This is a genomic window from Acetobacterium sp. K1/6 (genome assembly GCF_034438075.1).
Taxonomy (GTDB): Bacteria; Bacillota; Clostridia; order Eubacteriales; family Eubacteriaceae; genus Acetobacterium; species Acetobacterium carbinolicum.
In genome coordinates, this window is record NZ_JAXQGA010000008.1 from 140,536 (window position 1) to 158,971 (window position 18,436).

Sequence of the window (18,436 nt, forward strand, 5' to 3'; positions counted from 1 at the left end):
ACAAGTGATATGACAAGAATGACCTACCGCGATGCCATCCGTCTGGGAATCACCGAAGAAATGCGACTGGATCAGGATGTCATTTTTTTAGGTGAAGATATTGGTCTTTACGGCGGTGCCTTTGGGGTGTCAAAGGGCTTGCTGGAAGAGTTTGGCGAAGCACGAATCCTGGATACTCCGATTTCGGAAGGAGCCATTGTTGGGACCGCTGTCGGCGCAGCAACGACCGGGTTGCGACCAATTTGCGAAATGATGTTTATGGACTTTATTACTCTGGGGTTGGATGCCCTGGTTAATCAGGGTGCTAAAATGCGCTATATGTTTGGCGGTCAGGCCCAGGTACCGATGGTCCTGCGGCTTCCGGCTGGATCCGGTACCGGGGCGGCAGCGCAGCACAGCCAGAGTCTGGAAGCCTGGTTATGCCATGTGCCGGGATTAAAGGTGGTGACCCCATCGACCCCAGCCCAGGCAAAAGGGCTTATTAAAGCGGCAATTCGGGACAATAACCCGGTCTGTTTTATCGAGCATAAAATGCTCTATGATGCGGTGGGGCTAGTTCCTCTGGATGAAGATTACACCCTGGAAATTGGAAAAACCGTTGTCGAGCGAGTTGGCAAGGACGTGACCATTGTTGCATATGGTACCATCTTGGGCAAAGCCATTGAAGCCGCCGAATTTTTAGAGGAAGAAGGGATTTTGGTGGAAATTCTAAATCCCCTGACCCTGTATCCGATGGATATGAAACCCATTATTGAATCGGTTATTAAAACCGGTTGTCTGATTGTCGCCCATGAGGCCGTTAAAACCGGCGGGGTTGGTGGCGAAATCGTCGCCCGGGTGGTCGAAAGCGAAGCCTTTGACTACCTTACCGCACCGATTATCCGTTTGGGCGGTCTGGATGTCCCGATTCCTTTTAATCAGGAATTAGAGGCAGCAGTGGTACCCCAGCGAAACGATTTTGTTCATGGAGTCTATCGTCTCCTTAACCGGGAATAGGGAGTTGGCAGAATGATGGAAAATGAAATAATCTTACCGAAAGAGAATTTAGATATGGCAGCAGCAGATCGTGAACAAGCAACCAAAGAGATGACAAATAAAGATCAAGGGGAAGTAAACCGGGAAGAAAATCTGGAAGAAAAACTCACTACGGTGCTTGAGGCGCTGGAAAAGAATCTGGAAGAGGCCATTAAAGAAGGTATCAAAACAGAAGAGATCAAAGAACAACCTGCGGAAGTTATTCCGGGAATCATCAAGGATGAAGAAATAAAAGAGTCACAGGAAATCTCTGATGCGCCAGATCCCCGAGCAGGAAAGCTCAGAGCAACCCCAGCGGCAAGACGAATTGCCCGGGAATTTAAGGTGGAACTTCAAAAGGTCACCGGCAGTGGACCAAATGGAAGGATTGAAACCGATGATGTTAAGAAGCTGGTCGTGATTCAGCCGGGAACCTTTGAGTACAAATCAAAAGAACCGGTGGTAATCAAAACGAACCTGGACAATATCGTTGGGAACCCCAAAAACCTCTTTTCTACACCGGTGAAGCTGGAAGCGATTCCTGAAAAAGCGCCTCGCCCGCGCAAAAAATTAAAAGAAATGAATCATAAAATAGAAAAAGTGCCAAATCCAGCGCTGGACTTTGTTCCCTTTGTGGATGAAGACGATGAGCGGTTAAAAGCAGAAGAAGCGGAGGTGGTGACAAAAATTTCAGAATTGGATTTTGTACCGTTTGTCGATTTAAAAGCGGAGCCGCTACGGGAAGAAATTATTGTTAAACCAACGCCGATGCATCTGCTTTATGAAAGTGAGCAGGAAGATCTGAAGCGCAAATCCCGGGGCCAGCAAAAAAGAAAGCCGGTTCAGGACGAAAGCAAGGCGACAGAAACCAGCGAGCAAGTTGTTGCTGAACCGACGCCGGAAGAAAAAAATACCGAATGCCAATCCAGCAACATCCAGGCACCGGAACTAAAAGAAAATCAGCCAGCGCATGTTTTGCTTGAAACGGACGAAAAAGAAGTTCTTGAGCCCAAAGTTACTGAGCCCGAAGTTACTGAGCCCGAAAAGGTCAAGCAGATGGTCGAGCAAAAAATAGAACCTGAGGCAGCGGTTGCCATTGTTGAAAAAACTGATGAAATCATAGAATCGCCAGCTGAGATAAGCGGTGCGACTGTTCAAGAACTTACTGAGGAACCGGAGATCACTAAAGATCATCACAAAAAAAACGCGCAAGAAAGTACAGCAAAAAATAGGGTCAGGACGGTTCGATCTAAAGCGATTAACAGGTATAGGATAAAAAACAACGAGGAAACACCAGTCATCAGCCTAACCACAGAAATTGATATGACCGAAATTAAGGAGCTTAGAAAGAAGATCACTAAAAAAATTGAGGAACAGGCCAGATATCGTTGCACGTATACGGATTTTCTACTCCTGGCAACCTCTCGGGCACTGGTTACACATCCGCTGATCAATGCCAGACGGGAAGACGATGCAGTGGTTGCCCACGCCCATGTCAATATGGGTTTAACCGTCGAAGCCGAACATGGATTTATTGTACCGGTGATCCCAAACACTCAGTCAATGAGTTTTGTGGAAATTGTCAAAAGCCGGGGTGATCTCTTAAAAGCCGTTAAAAACAATCACTTGCCCGAAGATCAGAACAGCACCTTTACGATTACCAACCTGGGGATGTATGGGATCCGGGAATTTACGGCAATCATCAATCAGAGCAACAGTGCCATCCTCAGCGTTGGAGAAGTGGTTCAACGGATCCGCATTCATCAGGGTGAACCGGTGGTGCGATCGGTGATGAAAATCAGCTTAAATCTGGATCAACGGGTTGCCAATGGGGTGGACGGAGCAAAATTCCTTCGCGATATCAAGGCGGACATGGAGAATCCGTCACTTTTATTGTTTTAGTGTGTAAATTTATCAAAATAGCGAAAAGATAACGTTACCAAAAAAATAAGTATTGTCACATTTAAGCAAATTGTGTTAGACTAAACAGCATAATAAAGATTACAGAACTTACATGAAGCAGATGAAAAGCAATGGCCAATTGTCTGCTTTTTTTGTATCTAAGCGAGAGTTGAATTCGAAAGGAGTACAAGGTTGGAGAAGATATTAAAGGAAGGCATTACCTTTGATGATGTATTGTTAATCCCGGGGAAATCAGAAGTGTTACCAGGCGACGTCAACACCGGCACCCATCTGACAAAAAAAATTGCGCTGAATATTCCGATTATGAGCGCCGGTATGGATACGGTTACCGAGGGACGACTGGCGATTGCCATGGCGAGAGAAGGCGGCATCGGGATTATTCACAAGAATATGACCATTGAAGAGCAGGCTTTTGAAATTGATAAGGTTAAACGTTCAGAAAACGGGGTTATCGTGGATCCGTTTTTCCTGTCACCAGAACATAATATCGGTGATGCGCTGGAGCTGATGTCCCGTTATCGGATTTCCGGCGTTCCGATTACGATTGAAGGAAAATTGGTCGGAATCATCACCAACCGGGACCTGCGTTTTGAAAGTGATCCTAAAAAGAAAATCAAAGACGCGATGACGAAAGATAATCTGGTAACGGCGGAAGAGGGGACTACTCTGGAAAAAGCCGAGGCCATTTTAAAACAATACAAGATCGAAAAGCTGCCAATTGTGGACTCTGAAAATAATTTAAAAGGTTTGATCACCATTAAAGACATTGAAAAGAGTATTAAGTATCCAAACGCCGCTAAAGACTATCGGGGGCGGCTGATCGTTGGTGGTGCTGTCGGAATTAGCAGTAACACCTTTGAACGGGTAGCAGCACTGGTAAAAGCTCAGGCTGATGTCATCGTGGTGGATACTGCTCATGGTCACTCTATCGGTGTTATTAAAACGGTCGCAGCAATCAAGGAAAAATATCCTGATGTTCAGCTCATCGTGGGAAACATTGCGACTGGAGCCGCCGCTAAAGACTTAATTAAAGCAGGTGTCGATGCCCTTAAGGTTGGGATTGGCCCCGGTTCCATTTGTACGACTCGGGTTGTGGCCGGGATTGGCGTGCCCCAAATCACCGCGATCTTAGATGTGGTTGAAGTCGCCAAAGAACATGGTATCCCTGTCATTGCCGATGGTGGGATTAAGTATTCAGGGGATGTGGTTAAAGCCATTGGTGCTGGTGCTGATGTGGTTATGATCGGGAGTCTTTTTGCCGGCACCGATGAAAGCCCGGGAGAAACCATAATTTACCAGGGCCGCAGCTTTAAAACCTATCGGGGGATGGGATCTTTAGGCGCCATGAAAGATGGCAGCTCGGATCGCTATTTCCAGGAAGGCCAGAAAAAACTGGTTCCCGAAGGCGTTGAAGGTAAGGTTCCCTACAAAGGACCGCTAGCCGATACCGTCTACCAATTGGTGGGTGGTCTTCGTTCGGGAATGGGTTATTGTGGATCGGCGACGATTAAAGATTTAAGAGAAAAATCGCAGTTTATAAAAATAACCAGTGCGGGTTTGATTGAAAGTCACCCCCACGATATTTCCATCACCAAAGAATCACCTAACTACAATAGCGCTCAATTTTAGGAGAATTTATGATAACAAAGCATTACCAAGATGAAATCATCCTCATTGTGGATTTTGGAGCACAATACAATCAACTCATCGCCCGACGAGTTCGTGAAGCCAGAGTATATTCTGAGGTTGTTCCTTATGATATTACCCCCGCTGAGATTCGCAAGAAAAATCCCAAGGGGATTATCTTCACTGGTGGACCGTCTAGTGTCCATGAAGCAGGAGCACCTCTTTGTGATCCGGAAATTTATAACATGGGGATTCCTATTTTAGGGATCTGCTATGGCGCGCAGTTAATGGCTGAGCAATTAAAAGGCATCACTGATTCGGCCGATATTCGGGAGTATGGTAAAAAAGCCCTGAAATTTGAAACAGACTCCGTGCTGTTTAAAGATATTCCTGATGGATCGACCTGTTGGATGAGTCACACGAACTATATCCAGACGATCCCGGAAGGATTCTGCATCACTGCGACGACTGATTCCTGTCCGACTGGAGCCATGGAATGCCAGGAACGCAAGCTCTATGCAGTACAATTCCATCCCGAAGTGGAACATACCAAATATGGTAAAGAAGTTTTAAATAACTTTATCTATCATGTCTGCGGATGTGAAGGTTTATGGACTATGCATAACTTTGCTCAGGAACAGATTGAAGCCATCAAGAAGCAGGTTGGCGATCGTCGGGTGTTATGCGCCCTTAGTGGCGGGGTGGATTCTTCCGTTGCGGCAACCCTAGTTCATAAGGCTATTGGGGACAAGTTGACCTGTATTTTTGTGGATCATGGTCTACTTCGCAAAGATGAAGGCGATCAGGTTGAAGCGATCTTTAAGAAGCGCTTTCATATGAACTTTATCCGGGTGAACTGCGAAGAACGTTTCCTTGGTAAACTGGCAGGTGTCAGTGATCCGGAGCAAAAACGAAAAATTATTGGCACGGAGTTTATCCGTGTCTTTGAAGAAGAATCAAGTAAATTAAACGATATCGATTTTCTGCTACAGGGAACCATCTATCCTGATGTCATCGAAAGCGGTACCAAAAATGCAGCGGTCATCAAAAGTCACCACAACGTTGGTGGACTGCCGGATGATGTCGATTTTGAACTAATTGAACCCCTGAGAAACCTGTTTAAAGATGAGGTTCGGGCTGTCGGGGAAGAAATTGGTCTGGATCACGATCTGGTCTGGCGACAACCCTTCCCGGGGCCAGGTCTGGCCATTCGAGTCATGGGCGATATCACCAAAGAAAAACTGGAGATTTTAAAAGAAGCCGATTTTGTCTTCCGGGACGAAATTGCTAAAGCCGGTCTGGATGAAGAAATCTGGCAATACTTTGCGGTATTGCCGGGAAACCGCAGTGTTGGGGTTATGGGTGATGAACGAACCTATGACTACACCATTGGCCTGCGCGCCGTGACCTCAGTTGATGGGATGACCTCCGACTGGGCCCGCATTCCCTATGATGTTTTAGAAAACATCTCCACCCGTATTGTCAATGAAGTGAAGCACGTCAGCCGGATTGTTTATGACATCACGAGCAAACCGCCTTCGACGATCGAGTGGGAGTAGGCTTAGGAAATTAAATAATCGCTTTAATAAGCAAAGCAGGAAGAATTTTTAAAAACTGAATAGATAAATATAACATCAGCGGCTATGTTGAAACCCAATTTTGGGCAACGTAGCCGCTTTTTGTTTTTCGAAATTTTCATAAATAAAGCCATGTTTTTGGGGCGCTAAAAAGGAAGTGAGATTACAATTGTAAATTGACAAAATAATATCAATTTACAATTGTAAAAATAGATTGTTAAAAAATAAACTTGTATTTTGAAAAAAAGTTTAAAACATTACTTAAACAAATGTATAAAATGAGCAAAAAATGACGAAAAAATACCTAAAAAACGACAATAAACTGTTGACTTAATGAAAAAACACGCTATAATTACAATAAATTAAACAACAACAGCAAAATAAATCAGCCAAACATATGAAAACGAAACGCACTCATTAAATTTACAATTGTAAAACAAAATCAAGACCTTAAGGTGATTAGTATGAAAAAAGTAATTGATAATAAACGATTGATGCTCAAAGTATGTGATCTGTTCTACAATCACGACGAAACACAGCAAACGATTGCAAAACAGTTGTCCATATCAAGGCCCACCGTGGCAAAAATACTAGAACAAGCACGCGCGACACAGATGGTACGAATCATTATTCCAGACTTGGCCGAAGATAGTTATTTTGAAATGGAAAGAAAACTGGAGCTGATGTATGGACTTAAAGAGGCGATTATTGTTGAAGAGAAAAAAGATCTATACGCTCAAAAAGATGAAGTTGGAAAAGCTGCCGCAGAGTATTTAGAGCGATTAGTCAAAGACGGAAAAAATATTGGTGTCTCAATGGGGACGACATTAGGGCATATTGCTAAATATATACAGCCTAAAGTCGTAAAAAACGCGATGTTTATCCCTTTGGTTGGCGGTATTGGCCAGGTAGGGATGGAGCTCCATTCAAATTATTTAGTGGAAGAGCTGGCAAATGCCTTTAAAGCTCAATATATCTTACTTTATGCACCAGCTAAGGTTTCAAAAAAATCCATCAAAGAAGGGCTAATTGGAGAAGCGTACATTGAAAAGATTATTAAACTCACTAACAAATTGGATGTTGCTTTGGTCGGTTTAGGTGTTCCAACCAGAAATTCTACAACCATGGCGACGGGCTATTACGATGAACGGGAGATGGAACTGATGCGCAAAAAGAATGTCGCTGGTGAAATCTGTATGAATTTCTTTGATAGTGCAGGTCGTACTGAACAGTTTGAAATGAATGAAACGGTTATCGGCATTGACATCAAAAAACTAAAGTCAGTTAAGGATTCAATCGGTGTAACCTGTGGTGCCGAGAAAGTTAGTGCCATTCGAGGTGCTATTGCTGGTCAATACATTAATGTTTTAATTACCGATGCAGGGTGTGCCAGAAAGTTGATTGAAGAAAGGGAAGTGGAGGAAAAATCATGACTTATATTATTGCTTTGATTTTTATTGGGATGTGTTTGCAGGGACTTCTGACTTTTTATCAGGTCAAAAGCTATCAAAATGCCATGGGGTCTCTTAAAGGCAAGGGCTTACTGGGAGTTGGGTATCGAAGAGGGGTGCTAAAAGGTGGACAAATTCTGATTTTGTCCTATGACAGAAATTCCGGAACAATCAATAATTGCAAAACCATGAGAGGAATCACTTCATTTGAGCGATTTAAAACAGCCGATGACTATATTGGTTTAAGTTTGAATGAAATAAAAAAACTGGCAATACTCGAAGATCAGAAATTGAATAAACCCCAGAAAACAAGAAAAGACGGATCAAAAAAAGTGGCGCCTCAAAAGCGAGGAGCATTGCTTCAGGCAGTGGAAGCCATTGAGACACATATGAAAAAAGAGCAGCGACAAAAACTTCATGAGAAAAGAAGAGAACAACAAGCATTAGCAGGCATGGTGGTGGAGTAAAAAATCAGTGTTGACAGTCAGGACTGTCAAGCCTGACAGTTCTGGAAAATAAAGTGACGTAATGTAGTTAGCAGAGTATTACAAATTATTGGAGGTGAAAAGGGGAACGTTTTAGGGGTGATTATTAGAGCGGTCACATTATTGGGTATTGATTTTAAAATAAGGAGAAGGTGAAAAAATGGATTTTTTAGCACAATTGGCAACTAATTTTATAGGTCTCTTTCAAGCTGGAGGAGAAACATTCGTTGGTTTGGTAACGGGTATTTTACCACTATTAATCGTCTTAATGACGGCAGTCAATTCATTGATTAAGATTATTGGTGAAGAACGGGTGGAACGTGCGGCTAAGTTTAGCAGCAAGAACTTTATTTTGCGCTACACCGTATTACCGGTTCTGGCCATGTTCTTTCTCACAAATCCGATGGCGTATACTTTTGGACGATTTGTTGAAGAAAAACATAAGGCCGCATTTTATGACTCAGCAGTTTCATTTTGCCATCCGATTACCGGTTTATTTCCTCATGCTAATCCTGGTGAACTCTTTGTCTACCTGGGAATCGCAGCAGGGCTGACAACCTTGGGGTTGCCGCTTGGTGATTTAGCGGTGCGGTATTTTATCGCAGGTGTTTTGGTTATTCTTTTAAGAGGAATCGTTACTGAAAGAATCTACGCAATCATGGCATCTAAAAAAGCTACTACGGAGGTGGAATAATGTATAAAGCAGTTCTTATCGAAAAAGGTCAAGGCGGATGGGGTGGTCCATTGGTAATCAAACCCACTGAAGAAAAGGCTTATATTATGTCGGTTACCGGCGGTGGCATTCATCCGGTGGCCCAGAAAATTGCTGATTTGACTGGCGGAATCGCTCTGGATGGATTTCTAAGCAGTGCGCCAGATAGTGAGGTGGCTTGTGTGGTTGTAGACTGTGGTGGTACCGCACGGTGTGGGGTTTATCCTAAAAAGGGAATCCTAACCATTAACCTGACCCCGGTTGGCCAGGCGGGACCGTTAGCCCAGTATATTAAAGAAGATATTTATGTGTCGGGGGTAAAAGAAAATAATATATCGTTGTATGACGGCGAAGCACCCGTAAGTGAACCATCAAAGAAAAAAGACTATCAGGAAGTAAAAGCCGAAGCAAAAGCAGCAGCAGAAAAGCAAAAGGGCTTTGTTGGCTTTATCTCACGGCTTGGAAAAGCTGTTGGGGGTGTCGTTGGTAAGTTCTATCAGGCGGGCCGGGAATCGATCGACATGGTTATTAAAAACGTGCTTCCTTTTATGGCCTTCATCGCGATGCTCATTGGGATCATTACCGTCACCGGGCTGGGAGATATTATTGCGAATACCATCTCGCCATTTGCGGGAAGCTTACCAGGACTTGTGCTTATTTCAATTGTATGTACCCTTCCATTTTTATCGCCGATTCTTGGACCAGGGGCAGTTATCGCCCAGGTTGTTGGGACGTTGGTAGGGGTTCAGATTGGCGCTGGCGCGATTGCTCCGGCATTGGCTTTACCGGCACTCTTTGCTATTGATGGACAGGTTGGGTGTGATTTCATTCCGGTTGGTTTGTCTTTGGGAGAAGCTGAAACAGAAACAGTCGAAATTGGTGTCCCGGCAGTGCTCTTTAGTCGATTAATTACCGGCCCAGCTGCTGTACTGATCGGTTTTGTATTGAGTATCGGAATGTACAGCTAAGTAGAAAGTTAAGCAAAAGGCAAGGAGATAAAATGGATTTCACAACAGAAATAACCCAAATTGGAGAAATGGTAGAGGAATTTTTAAAAGAAAAGTTGCTCATCGTTTTTGATGAAAATGCCCCGCCAGAATTGGCAGAAATAGCAGTTTTACACACCAAAAAAGAATTTATCAGGGAGGTGAAAGAAGGAGACGCGGTACGATTTGGGGATGTCGTTTATGAAGTGACAGCCGTCGGACATGAAGCAAACATAACATTAGAGAGCATGGGGCATTGTTCATTTTGTTTTACCGGGGAAGATCAGGTAAAACTACCGGGACAAATTGAGTTAAAAGGTCAGGGGATTCCGGCAGTTAAGATTGGTGATCCCTTCCAAATTATTTACAAATAAAAAATAAAATTAAGCGAGGAAAAAATGTTAGGACTAAACTACAAACTAGCACAATTAGAAGAAAACGGAAAACACATCATGACCAGTATTGTTGGTGCAGGACAAATGGGACGGGGCATGGTTGGACAGATTATGTCGATGAAAGGGATGCGTCCCGCAGTGGTGGTTGACATTAACATTGAAAATGCAATTAATGCCTACCAACATGCCGGTTTAAAAGAAGGCGATTATATGATTGCCAATACCATCTCAGAAGCCAATGAACTGCTTGCCAAAGGTAAATTCATTGTCACCGACAATCCGGAAATTGCAACAAAGACAGATTTAATCGATTGTGCCGTGGATGCTACCGGCGTTCCTGAGGTAGGTGCAAAAGTTGCGATCGACAGTATTAATGCCGGCAAACACATTGTCATGTTAAATGTGGAAGCAGATGTTTGTATTGGACCAATGCTTTACAAAATGGCTCAGAGTGCCGGTGTGGTTTATACCGGATCGGCAGGAGACGAACCGGGCTCCGTGCTTGAATTATATGATTTTGCCGATGCGCTGGGATTTGATGTGCGGGTCATTGGTAAGGGAAAAAATAACAAGGTTGATAAGACGTCCAATCCGGACTCGGTATTAGAAGAAGCAACCTTAAAAGGCGTCAGCCCGAAAATGCTTACCTCATTTAAAGATGGGACAAAAACCATGGTTGAAATGACAGCAATGTCCAATGCCACCGGCTACTTGCCGGATATAATGGGTGGTCATGGCGCAAAAGGCATTGTTTCGGAGTTACCAGATCTGTTCAGACTAAAGAGTGAAGGCGGAATTTTAAATAATTATGGGATCGTTGATTATATTGATGGTGTTGCTCCAGGTGTATTCATTATTGTATCAACCGAACAACCCGACATTATTCATGAACTGAACTACCTCAGTATGGGAAAAGGTCCCAATTATGTGTTGTACAGACCGTATCATTTATGCAGTCTGGAAACACCATTATCGGTTGCAAAAGCGGTAATTGATGGGGTGCCGACCATCGCTCCAAGAAAAGGGCTTGTTTCGGAAACCATTACAGTGGCAAAACGGGACTTAGTAGCAGGTGAATACCTGGATGGTATTGGCGGATTCTCAATTTATGGCAGTTTTGAAAAAGCATCAGTGGCCAATGAAAAAGGGGCGCTGCCGATGGGCATTGTCAATAAAAAGACTAAAATGATTAATGCCGTTAAAAAAGGTGAAATCGTCACTTACGCTGATGTTGCCTTGGATAACGATTCGCTGATGGTTCAACTGCGTAAGATTCAAGATACACTGTATTTATAAGATCATTAAGAAAATTATAAGATAGGGAACTGATTTACCAATCTGTTTGTGCTAGCAACACTTAAACGCTACATTGAGAGTGGTTGTTACAACGGTAAATATTGGCATATTCATAGGATTTGATTAAAAACGCACACCAACAATTAAATCCTATGAATCAGCTTTCCGGTAAAAAAATTTCGAAAGAAAGTTAAAACACCTGAAAAAATCGGATTCTTGCTAAAATAAATCTAAACGTGAACACCATTTACTAAATAGCCATTAAGCAAGAATTCGAATAAGCAAACAATATGGGAGGAACACCATTGAAAAACGAGAATAAGGAATTGGGACTAAAGTTACTAAAAGATATGTACCTGTGCAGAAAATTTGAAGAAAAGGTTCAGCATTATTTTTCGCTGGGGATGATCCATGGCACGACCCACTTAAGTATAGGTGAAGAAGGGGCCGCAGCCGGAACCTGTGAAGGTTTAGAGCCCCAGGATCTGATGTATGCCACTCATCGCGGGCATAGCCAGGCCATTTGCAAGGGGATTGATATTAATCTGATGATGGCTGAGATATTTGGCAAGGCAACCGGGGTTTGCAAAGGAAAAGGCGGCTCCATGCACATTGCCGATAAGGACAAGGGTGTGCTGGGAGCCAACGGGATTGTCGCTGCGGCCCTGCCACTGGCCTGTGGCAGTGCTTTTGCCGCCAAAAGAAGAAAGCAGGATGTCGTCACGGTAGCTTTTTTCGGCGATGGAGCGGCTAATGAAGGAGCCTTCCACGAAGCGATGAACCTGGCCTCGGCCTGGGATCTGCCGGTTCTCTTTGTCTGCACCAACAACACCTATGCCATGTCGACCCATATTTCCAAGGTAATGAAAGATACCGATATTGCCAAGCGGGCGATCCCTTATGGCATGCCGGCAGAAACAGTCGACGGAAATGATTCGTTGGCCGTTTATGAATGCATTAAAAGCGCCCGCGACTATGTGGCAAAAAATGGTCCGATGCTGATTGTTGAAAACACTTATCGGATTTCAGGACACTCGAAAAGTGACGGTAATCTATACCGAACCAAAGATGAAATCAATGCCTGGAAGGCCCGAAATCCCATTGATAAAATGAGAAATGACCTGCTGGAGGCAAAGACCTGCATGGTTGAGGAACTCGATGCCGTGGATAAAGAGACCACTGAACTGATTGACAAGGCCGTTAAGTTTGCCCTGGATAGTCCCTATCCTGAGCTTGATGATGTGTATCATGATGTTTATGCGTTATAAGAGGGGGGACAGAAAATGCCTAAAAAAGAAATAACCTACGCAAATGCGATAAAAGAAGCCATCAGTGAAGAAATGATCCGGGACGAAGACGTGTTTATGATGGGCGAAGACATTGGTGTCTACCGGGGCGCCTTTGGCGTTTCGGGAGATCTGGTCGAAACCTTTGGCGAAGACCGGATTATTGACACCCCGATTTCAGAACAGGGGTTTGTTGGCTGCGCGATTGGTGCGGCAGTGGCGGGGATGCGCCCGATTGTGGAAATTATGTTTTCGGATTTCATGACTGTCTGTTGGGATATGATTGTCAATCAGGCACCAAAGATGCGCTATATGTTTGGGGGCAAGGTGAGTGTGCCGATGGTACTGCGAACGGCATCCGGCGGCGGAACCGGAGCGGCCGCCCAGCATTCCCAATCCCTGGAAGCGATGCTGTGTCATGTGCCGGGGCTAAAAGTGATTGTGCCGTCAACGCCAAGAGACGCTAAAGGATTATTAAAGTCAGCGATTCGGGATAACAATCCAGTCATCTTTTTGGAACAAAAACTTTTGTATCGGACCAAAGGGATGGTGGAGGAAGAAGAATTTACGATTCCCATTGGCGAAGCGGATGTGAAGCGCGAAGGCCAGGACTGTACCATCATCACCTATGGCCGGATGGTGCAAATGTGTCTGGCCGCGGCAGAAAGCCTGGAAAAAGAAGGGATCGATGTGGAAGTCATTGATCTGCGAACCTTACTGCCGATGGATACCGAAGCGATTATCAAGTCGGTGATCAAGACCCGTCATGCTCTGGTGGTTCATGAAGCCGTAAAAACAGGCGGTATTGCCGGTGAAATCATTGCCCGAATTGCTGATAGTGAAGCGTTTTACTATCTGGATGCCCCGCTTAAGCGGCTGGCCTCGGAAGATGTGCCGGTACCATTCTGCCCGGTGCTGGAAAAGGGAATTCTCCCGGACGAAGCCAAAATTATTGCAACCGTCAAAGAAATGTTGGCTTAAGATGTTGTTAAAAAACAGGAGGGAGAAAAAATGGCAGTAGAAGTATTTATGCCCAAAGCCGGGATGGATATGCAGGAAGGCACCATTATTGCGTGGCTTAAACATGTCGGTGAACAGGTTGAAGAAGGTGAAGGCCTGTTAGAGATTGAAACCGATAAGGTCACGATGGAAGTTGAAGCACCGGCGACCGGGGTGCTGTTGTGTCGCTATTTTGAAGACGGAGCGGTAGTACCCGTGGTCACCACGATTGGTTATGTGGGTAAACCGGGAGAAGTGGTTCCGGATCAGCCACAGACAGCTGGCGGTGCAACCGCCGCGGTTCCGGAAAAAACAGTAGAAAGTGTCAAAACCCCAATAGCGGCGATTACCGACGAAATAAACGGGGTAAAAACGACGCCCTATGCAAAACAAATGGCAGCAGCTAACGCCATCAATCTGAGTGCGGTGCGGCCAACCGGTCCGGCCGGGGAAATCAAAGGCCGGGATGTTGAGCGAGAAATTGCTAAATCACCGTTGGCAAAACGTATTGCCGAAGACAAGGGCCTTGATTTAAGTACTGTTACGGGTTCGGGTCACCAGAACAAGGTGATGAAAAGCGATGTGCTGGCAAAAATAGCCAATCAGCAAACTTCCGGGGCAGTTGCGGCGGTGCTTGATACTACGCCACTATCGGGAATGCAGAAGGTGGTCGGTGAACGGATGGCAAAAGCCCACAGTGAAATCCCCTGCGTCACCCAGAATACCAAGGTCGATATGACGAGTCTGCTGGCATTCAGAACACAGGTTAATGAAAACCGGGATAATAAGCTGACCATCAACGATTTTATTGTTAAGGCGGTTGCCAAAGTGCTGCACTATGATAAAAACGTGCTAGTCAGTCTGGGTGATAAAGAGATCATTCATCATCAGGATGTGAATATCGGTATTGCGGTGGCATTGGACGAGGGTTTGATTGTTCCGGTGGTGAAAAATGCTGATCAGAAAAGTCTGGAAGAAATTTCGGCGGCGGTTAAGTTATTAAGTGCCAAAGCCAAATCCGGCGGACTGATGGTGGATGACTATCAGGGGTCGACCATCTCTATTTCCAATCTGGGGATGTTCGGGGTCCATTCATTTACTCCCATTGTGAATCAGCCCAATGCCGTGATTATCGGTATCTGTTCAATTGAAGATGAGTTGGCATTGGTTGACAACCAGGTGGAAAACCGCAAAAAAATGATGATTTCACTGACCTATGACCATCGGTTAGTAAATGGGGACGTGGCAGCCAAATTTTCTCTGAAAGTACGCGATCTATTGGAGAATCCAATGGACATTCTGATCTGATGGAGGTGGCAGAATGAAAAATGGATTTGATGTCGCCGTTATCGGCGGTGGTCCGGGAGGCTATGTTGCCGCCATTAAAGCATCTCAATTGGGCGGGTCCGTGATTATTTTTGAAAAAGATGCCATTGGCGGAACCTGTTTAAACAGAGGGTGTATTCCCACCAAAACATATATTAAAACAGCGGAGTATATCAAGCATATCAAAAATGCCCGGTCCCGGGGGATTCAGATTGATGTGAGTCAGCCTGGTGTTAACATGGTGGAGGTGGTTGCCAATAAAAATGAGGTCGTAAAAAAACTGACAACCGGTGTGGCCGGTCTGCTTGACAGTAACCGGGTGAAAGTCATTAAAGGCACGGCGGAGCTGACAAAAGACGGGAAAATTCGTTGTGATGGACAATACTTTGAGGCAAAAACCATTATTCTGGCGGGCGGCTCAAAACCGCGGCTTCTTGATATCCCCGGAATCAAAAGTCAGGGGGTGTTAACCTCTGATACGCTGCTGGATTTAGAGACGGTCCCGAAAAGTCTGGTGATTATCGGTGGCGGTGTAATTGGTTGCGAGTTTGCCACCGCATTTGCAGCCTTTGGCAGTGCGGTAACGCTGGTCGAATTTACCGATCAATTGGTCAAACCGATGGGTAAAGATATTTATAAGGTTCTTAGAAAAGCCATTAAAGCCCAGGGCATTAAAACTGTTTTAAATGCCGCCGTCGCATCCATTGAGCGAAATGAAGCGGGCATGCTTGTGGTGACGACTTCGGATCAAAAAACAATAACAGCGGAAAAGGTGCTGGTGGCAACCGGACGCTGTGCTGATCTGGAATGTTTGGGTGAATTGCACGGCGCGATCGAAATGAACGGTGGATTTGTTGCGGTTGATCACGAAATGCGAACCAGTATTCCGGGTGTATTTTGTATCGGGGATATGAACGGACAGCTGCAACTTGCCCATGCCGCATCTAAAATGGGAGAGACCGCAGCAGTTAATGCCATGGGTGGGAACGAAAAGGTTGATTTGCGCTATGTTGCCAATTGTCTGTATACCCTGCCGGAAGCGGCCACGGTCGGCTTAACCGAGGAAGCGGCAAAAAAAGAGTATGATATTTCGATCGGGACTTTTTCGCTTTACGCCAACGGCCGGGCCTTGGCTTCGGGTGAAACGGACGGCTTTGTTAAGGTGATCATCGATAAAAAATATGGAGAAATTTTAGGTGTTCAGATGGTGGGTCCGGTGGCAGCAGAAATGATTTGTGAAGCGGCGCTATGCATGAGCATGGAAATAACCGCTCATGAGGTTGCCGCCACCGTTCATCCCCACCCCACCTACTGCGAAGCCTTTATGGAAGCGTGTGCCGATGCGTTGGGGAAATGCATTCATCTGCCCAGAAAATAAAGCGTTTAAAAGGTCAAACAAAGGAGTTATGATTGATCAGATCGTCAGTAATCTAAACGCATGAACCAATTTTCAGGATTCAGTACACCTCCAAACTGTGGATGTAGAACAAATCAGTTTGGAGGTGTTTTAGTAGAAAAAAACGGTTTAAAGGGTAGGGTTTATGATTTGGCCAATTGGTTCGATCGGAAATAAAGACAAAAAACAAGGAGGCCAGGCATGTTTATTAAAGAGGGCATTATAGCGGCACCAGGTATTGCCATCGCCAGAGCACTGATTTATGAAAAAGCAGATGTTAAAGTAAGTGCGGATCATTATGAAGACAGCGATGCAGAAATAAAAAAGTTTAAACAGGCGTTAGATAAAAGTCAAAGTCAATTAGAAGAAATTCGATTAAAAACAGTAAGTGAGCTGGGCAAAGAAGAAGCCGCTATTTTTGAAGCCCATGAGATGATCCTTCAGGATCCTGAGTTTGTGGAGAGTGTTAGAGCTGAAATTGCTGACAATAAGGTGGGTGCCGCTTATGCGGTTCAAATCGTGACGGATCGTCTGGTGATACTGTTTGAACAAATGAATGATCCCTATTTCAGTGCCCGAGCGGCGGATGTCAAAGATGTGGGGAACCGGGTCCGAAATAATATCTTAGGTATTGTCAGGGCCGACCTGTCAAAACTCAAGGAGGACGTCATCATCATCGCTGATGATCTGGCGCCTTCAGATACGGCCCTGATGGATAAAAGAAAGGTAAGGGGTTTTGCAACCAATATTGGGAGCAGAACATCACATACGGCGATTATGGCCCGGAGTCTGGAGATTCCGGCGGTACTTGGTTTGAGCGATATTGATCAAAAAGTGAATACTGGTGAGATGATTATTCTGGATGGGCTTAATGGCCGGGTTACCGTAAATCCGGATCGCTATCAGATTAAAGAAGCGGAAGAAGATCAGCGGAAGTATCAGGCACACTTAAAAGAACTGGAGCGTATAAAAGATCTTGAGGCCATCACGCTGGATGGACGTAAGGTCGAGTTAGTCGGAAACATCGGCGAACCGGCTGATATCCAGGGGGTTCTTAAAAACGGCGGCACCGGGATTGGTCTCTATCGAACAGAGTTTTTATACATGAACAGTGACACCATGCCAGGGGAAGATAAGCAAATGGCTGCTTATCGATCTGTTCTGGAAGCGTTCCCGGATGGACCGGTGATTATTCGCACCATGGATATTGGCGGTGATAAAAAATTGCCCTATCTCCCGTTGGATGATGAATTAAATCCATTTTTAGGACTTAGGGCGATCCGCCTGTGTTTTAAAGAAATTAAACTGCTTAAGACCCAGCTTCGCGCCATTTTAAGAGCAAGCGTCTATGGAAATGCTTATATTATGTTTCCAATGATCTCAAATGTGGATGAAGTGAGACAGGCAAAGAAAATCCTCACAGCGTGTATGGCGGAACTGGATGCGTTGCAGATTGCCTATCGTAAAGATGTAAAAGTAGGGGTGATGATTGAGATCCCATCAGCCGCAATCACTGCCGATATTATAGCCAAAGAAGTTGATTTTTTCAGCATTGGCACCAACGATCTTTGTCAGTATACGATTGCGGTGGATCGTATGAACCAGGCGGTCTCCTACCTTTATGATCCGTTTAATCCGGCGATACTGCGTCTGGTAAAGCAAGTGATTCAGGCATCGGAGAATCAGCCCGGACTTTTTACCGGGATGTGTGGAGAAATGGCTGGCGATCCCCTGGCAACCCTACTGCTCTTGGGATTGGGGCTGCATGAGTTTAGCATGAGTGCCCTGTCGATTCCCCAGGTTAAAAAAATTATTCGCAATGTCCGCTATCAGGATGCGAAAAAAATTGCCGCAGAAGCGTTGACACTTGAAACGGGCGTTGCAGTTATGGCTCATGTTCTTGAATCGATGAAGAAACTAAAAATTGAGATTTGAATTTTTATAGCGATAAGGAGATTAGAATT

General features: G+C 44.9%; 15 protein-coding genes. All 15 read left to right on the top strand.

What is annotated here, in order from left to right:
• Positions 1 to 9: 9 nt before the first annotated feature.
• The 15 genes from U2P91_RS09255 to ptsP all read left to right on the top strand — a co-directional run bounded on the left by U2P91_RS09255 (position 10) and on the right by ptsP (position 18,407).
• A complete protein-coding gene (locus U2P91_RS09255; protein WP_414733992.1) occupies positions 10 to 996 on the top strand; it encodes an alpha-ketoacid dehydrogenase subunit beta in 987 nt (328 codons plus the stop codon).
• Between the two features lie 12 nt (positions 997 to 1,008).
• Complete coding sequence (locus U2P91_RS09260; protein WP_322519490.1) at positions 1,009 to 2,916, top strand: 2-oxo acid dehydrogenase subunit E2; 1,908 nt, start codon at positions 1,009 to 1,011, stop codon at positions 2,914 to 2,916.
• Positions 2,917 to 3,108: 192 nt separating this feature from the next.
• Positions 3,109 to 4,566, top strand: coding sequence for an IMP dehydrogenase (gene guaB, locus U2P91_RS09265; RefSeq protein WP_111888014.1), 1,458 nt, complete (start codon positions 3,109 to 3,111; stop codon positions 4,564 to 4,566).
• 8 nt (positions 4,567 to 4,574) lie between these two features.
• Entirely contained in the window at positions 4,575 to 6,122 is a 1,548-nt protein-coding gene (gene guaA / locus U2P91_RS09270; RefSeq protein ID WP_111888013.1) for a glutamine-hydrolyzing GMP synthase, read from the top strand.
• A 482-nt stretch (positions 6,123 to 6,604) separates the two neighbouring features.
• Positions 6,605 to 7,573: a sugar-binding transcriptional regulator gene (locus U2P91_RS09275; protein ID WP_322519491.1), complete on the top strand. Its 969-nt coding sequence runs from the start codon at positions 6,605 to 6,607 to the stop codon at positions 7,571 to 7,573.
• Complete coding sequence (locus U2P91_RS09280; protein ID WP_111887997.1) at positions 7,570 to 8,058, top strand: transcriptional regulator GutM; 489 nt, start codon at positions 7,570 to 7,572, stop codon at positions 8,056 to 8,058. The genes U2P91_RS09275 and U2P91_RS09280 overlap by 4 nt, the downstream gene beginning before the upstream one ends.
• Before the next feature lie 178 nt (positions 8,059 to 8,236).
• Complete coding sequence (locus tag U2P91_RS09285; protein ID WP_111887996.1) at positions 8,237 to 8,770, top strand: PTS glucitol/sorbitol transporter subunit IIC; 534 nt, start codon at positions 8,237 to 8,239, stop codon at positions 8,768 to 8,770.
• Positions 8,770 to 9,756, top strand: a complete 987-nt coding sequence (locus tag U2P91_RS09290; RefSeq protein WP_111887995.1) for a PTS glucitol/sorbitol transporter subunit IIB — start codon at positions 8,770 to 8,772, stop codon at positions 9,754 to 9,756. Before U2P91_RS09285 ends, U2P91_RS09290 begins: the two co-directional genes overlap by 1 nt.
• A gap of 32 nt (positions 9,757 to 9,788) precedes the next feature.
• Positions 9,789 to 10,148: a PTS glucitol/sorbitol transporter subunit IIA gene (locus U2P91_RS09295; RefSeq protein ID WP_111887994.1), complete on the top strand. Its 360-nt coding sequence runs from the start codon at positions 9,789 to 9,791 to the stop codon at positions 10,146 to 10,148.
• Positions 10,149 to 10,172: 24 nt separating this feature from the next.
• Positions 10,173 to 11,465: an NAD(P)H-dependent oxidoreductase gene (locus U2P91_RS09300; protein ID WP_111887993.1), complete on the top strand. Its 1,293-nt coding sequence runs from the start codon at positions 10,173 to 10,175 to the stop codon at positions 11,463 to 11,465.
• A gap of 305 nt (positions 11,466 to 11,770) precedes the next feature.
• Entirely contained in the window at positions 11,771 to 12,733 is a 963-nt protein-coding gene (locus tag U2P91_RS09305) for a thiamine pyrophosphate-dependent dehydrogenase E1 component subunit alpha (RefSeq protein ID WP_111887992.1), read from the top strand.
• A gap of 15 nt (positions 12,734 to 12,748) precedes the next feature.
• Positions 12,749 to 13,732, top strand: a complete 984-nt coding sequence (locus U2P91_RS09310) for an alpha-ketoacid dehydrogenase subunit beta (RefSeq protein ID WP_111887991.1) — start codon at positions 12,749 to 12,751, stop codon at positions 13,730 to 13,732.
• Positions 13,733 to 13,762: 30 nt separating this feature from the next.
• Complete coding sequence (locus U2P91_RS09315; RefSeq protein WP_111887990.1) at positions 13,763 to 15,058, top strand: dihydrolipoamide acetyltransferase family protein; 1,296 nt, start codon at positions 13,763 to 13,765, stop codon at positions 15,056 to 15,058.
• 13 nt (positions 15,059 to 15,071) lie between these two features.
• Entirely contained in the window at positions 15,072 to 16,454 is a 1,383-nt protein-coding gene (gene lpdA, locus U2P91_RS09320) for a dihydrolipoyl dehydrogenase (protein ID WP_111887989.1), read from the top strand.
• Positions 16,455 to 16,673: 219 nt separating this feature from the next.
• Positions 16,674 to 18,407 (top strand): phosphoenolpyruvate--protein phosphotransferase, encoded by a 1,734-nt coding sequence (gene ptsP / locus U2P91_RS09325; RefSeq protein WP_322519492.1) that lies wholly within the window; start codon positions 16,674 to 16,676, stop codon positions 18,405 to 18,407.
• Positions 18,408 to 18,436 lie beyond the last annotated feature (29 nt).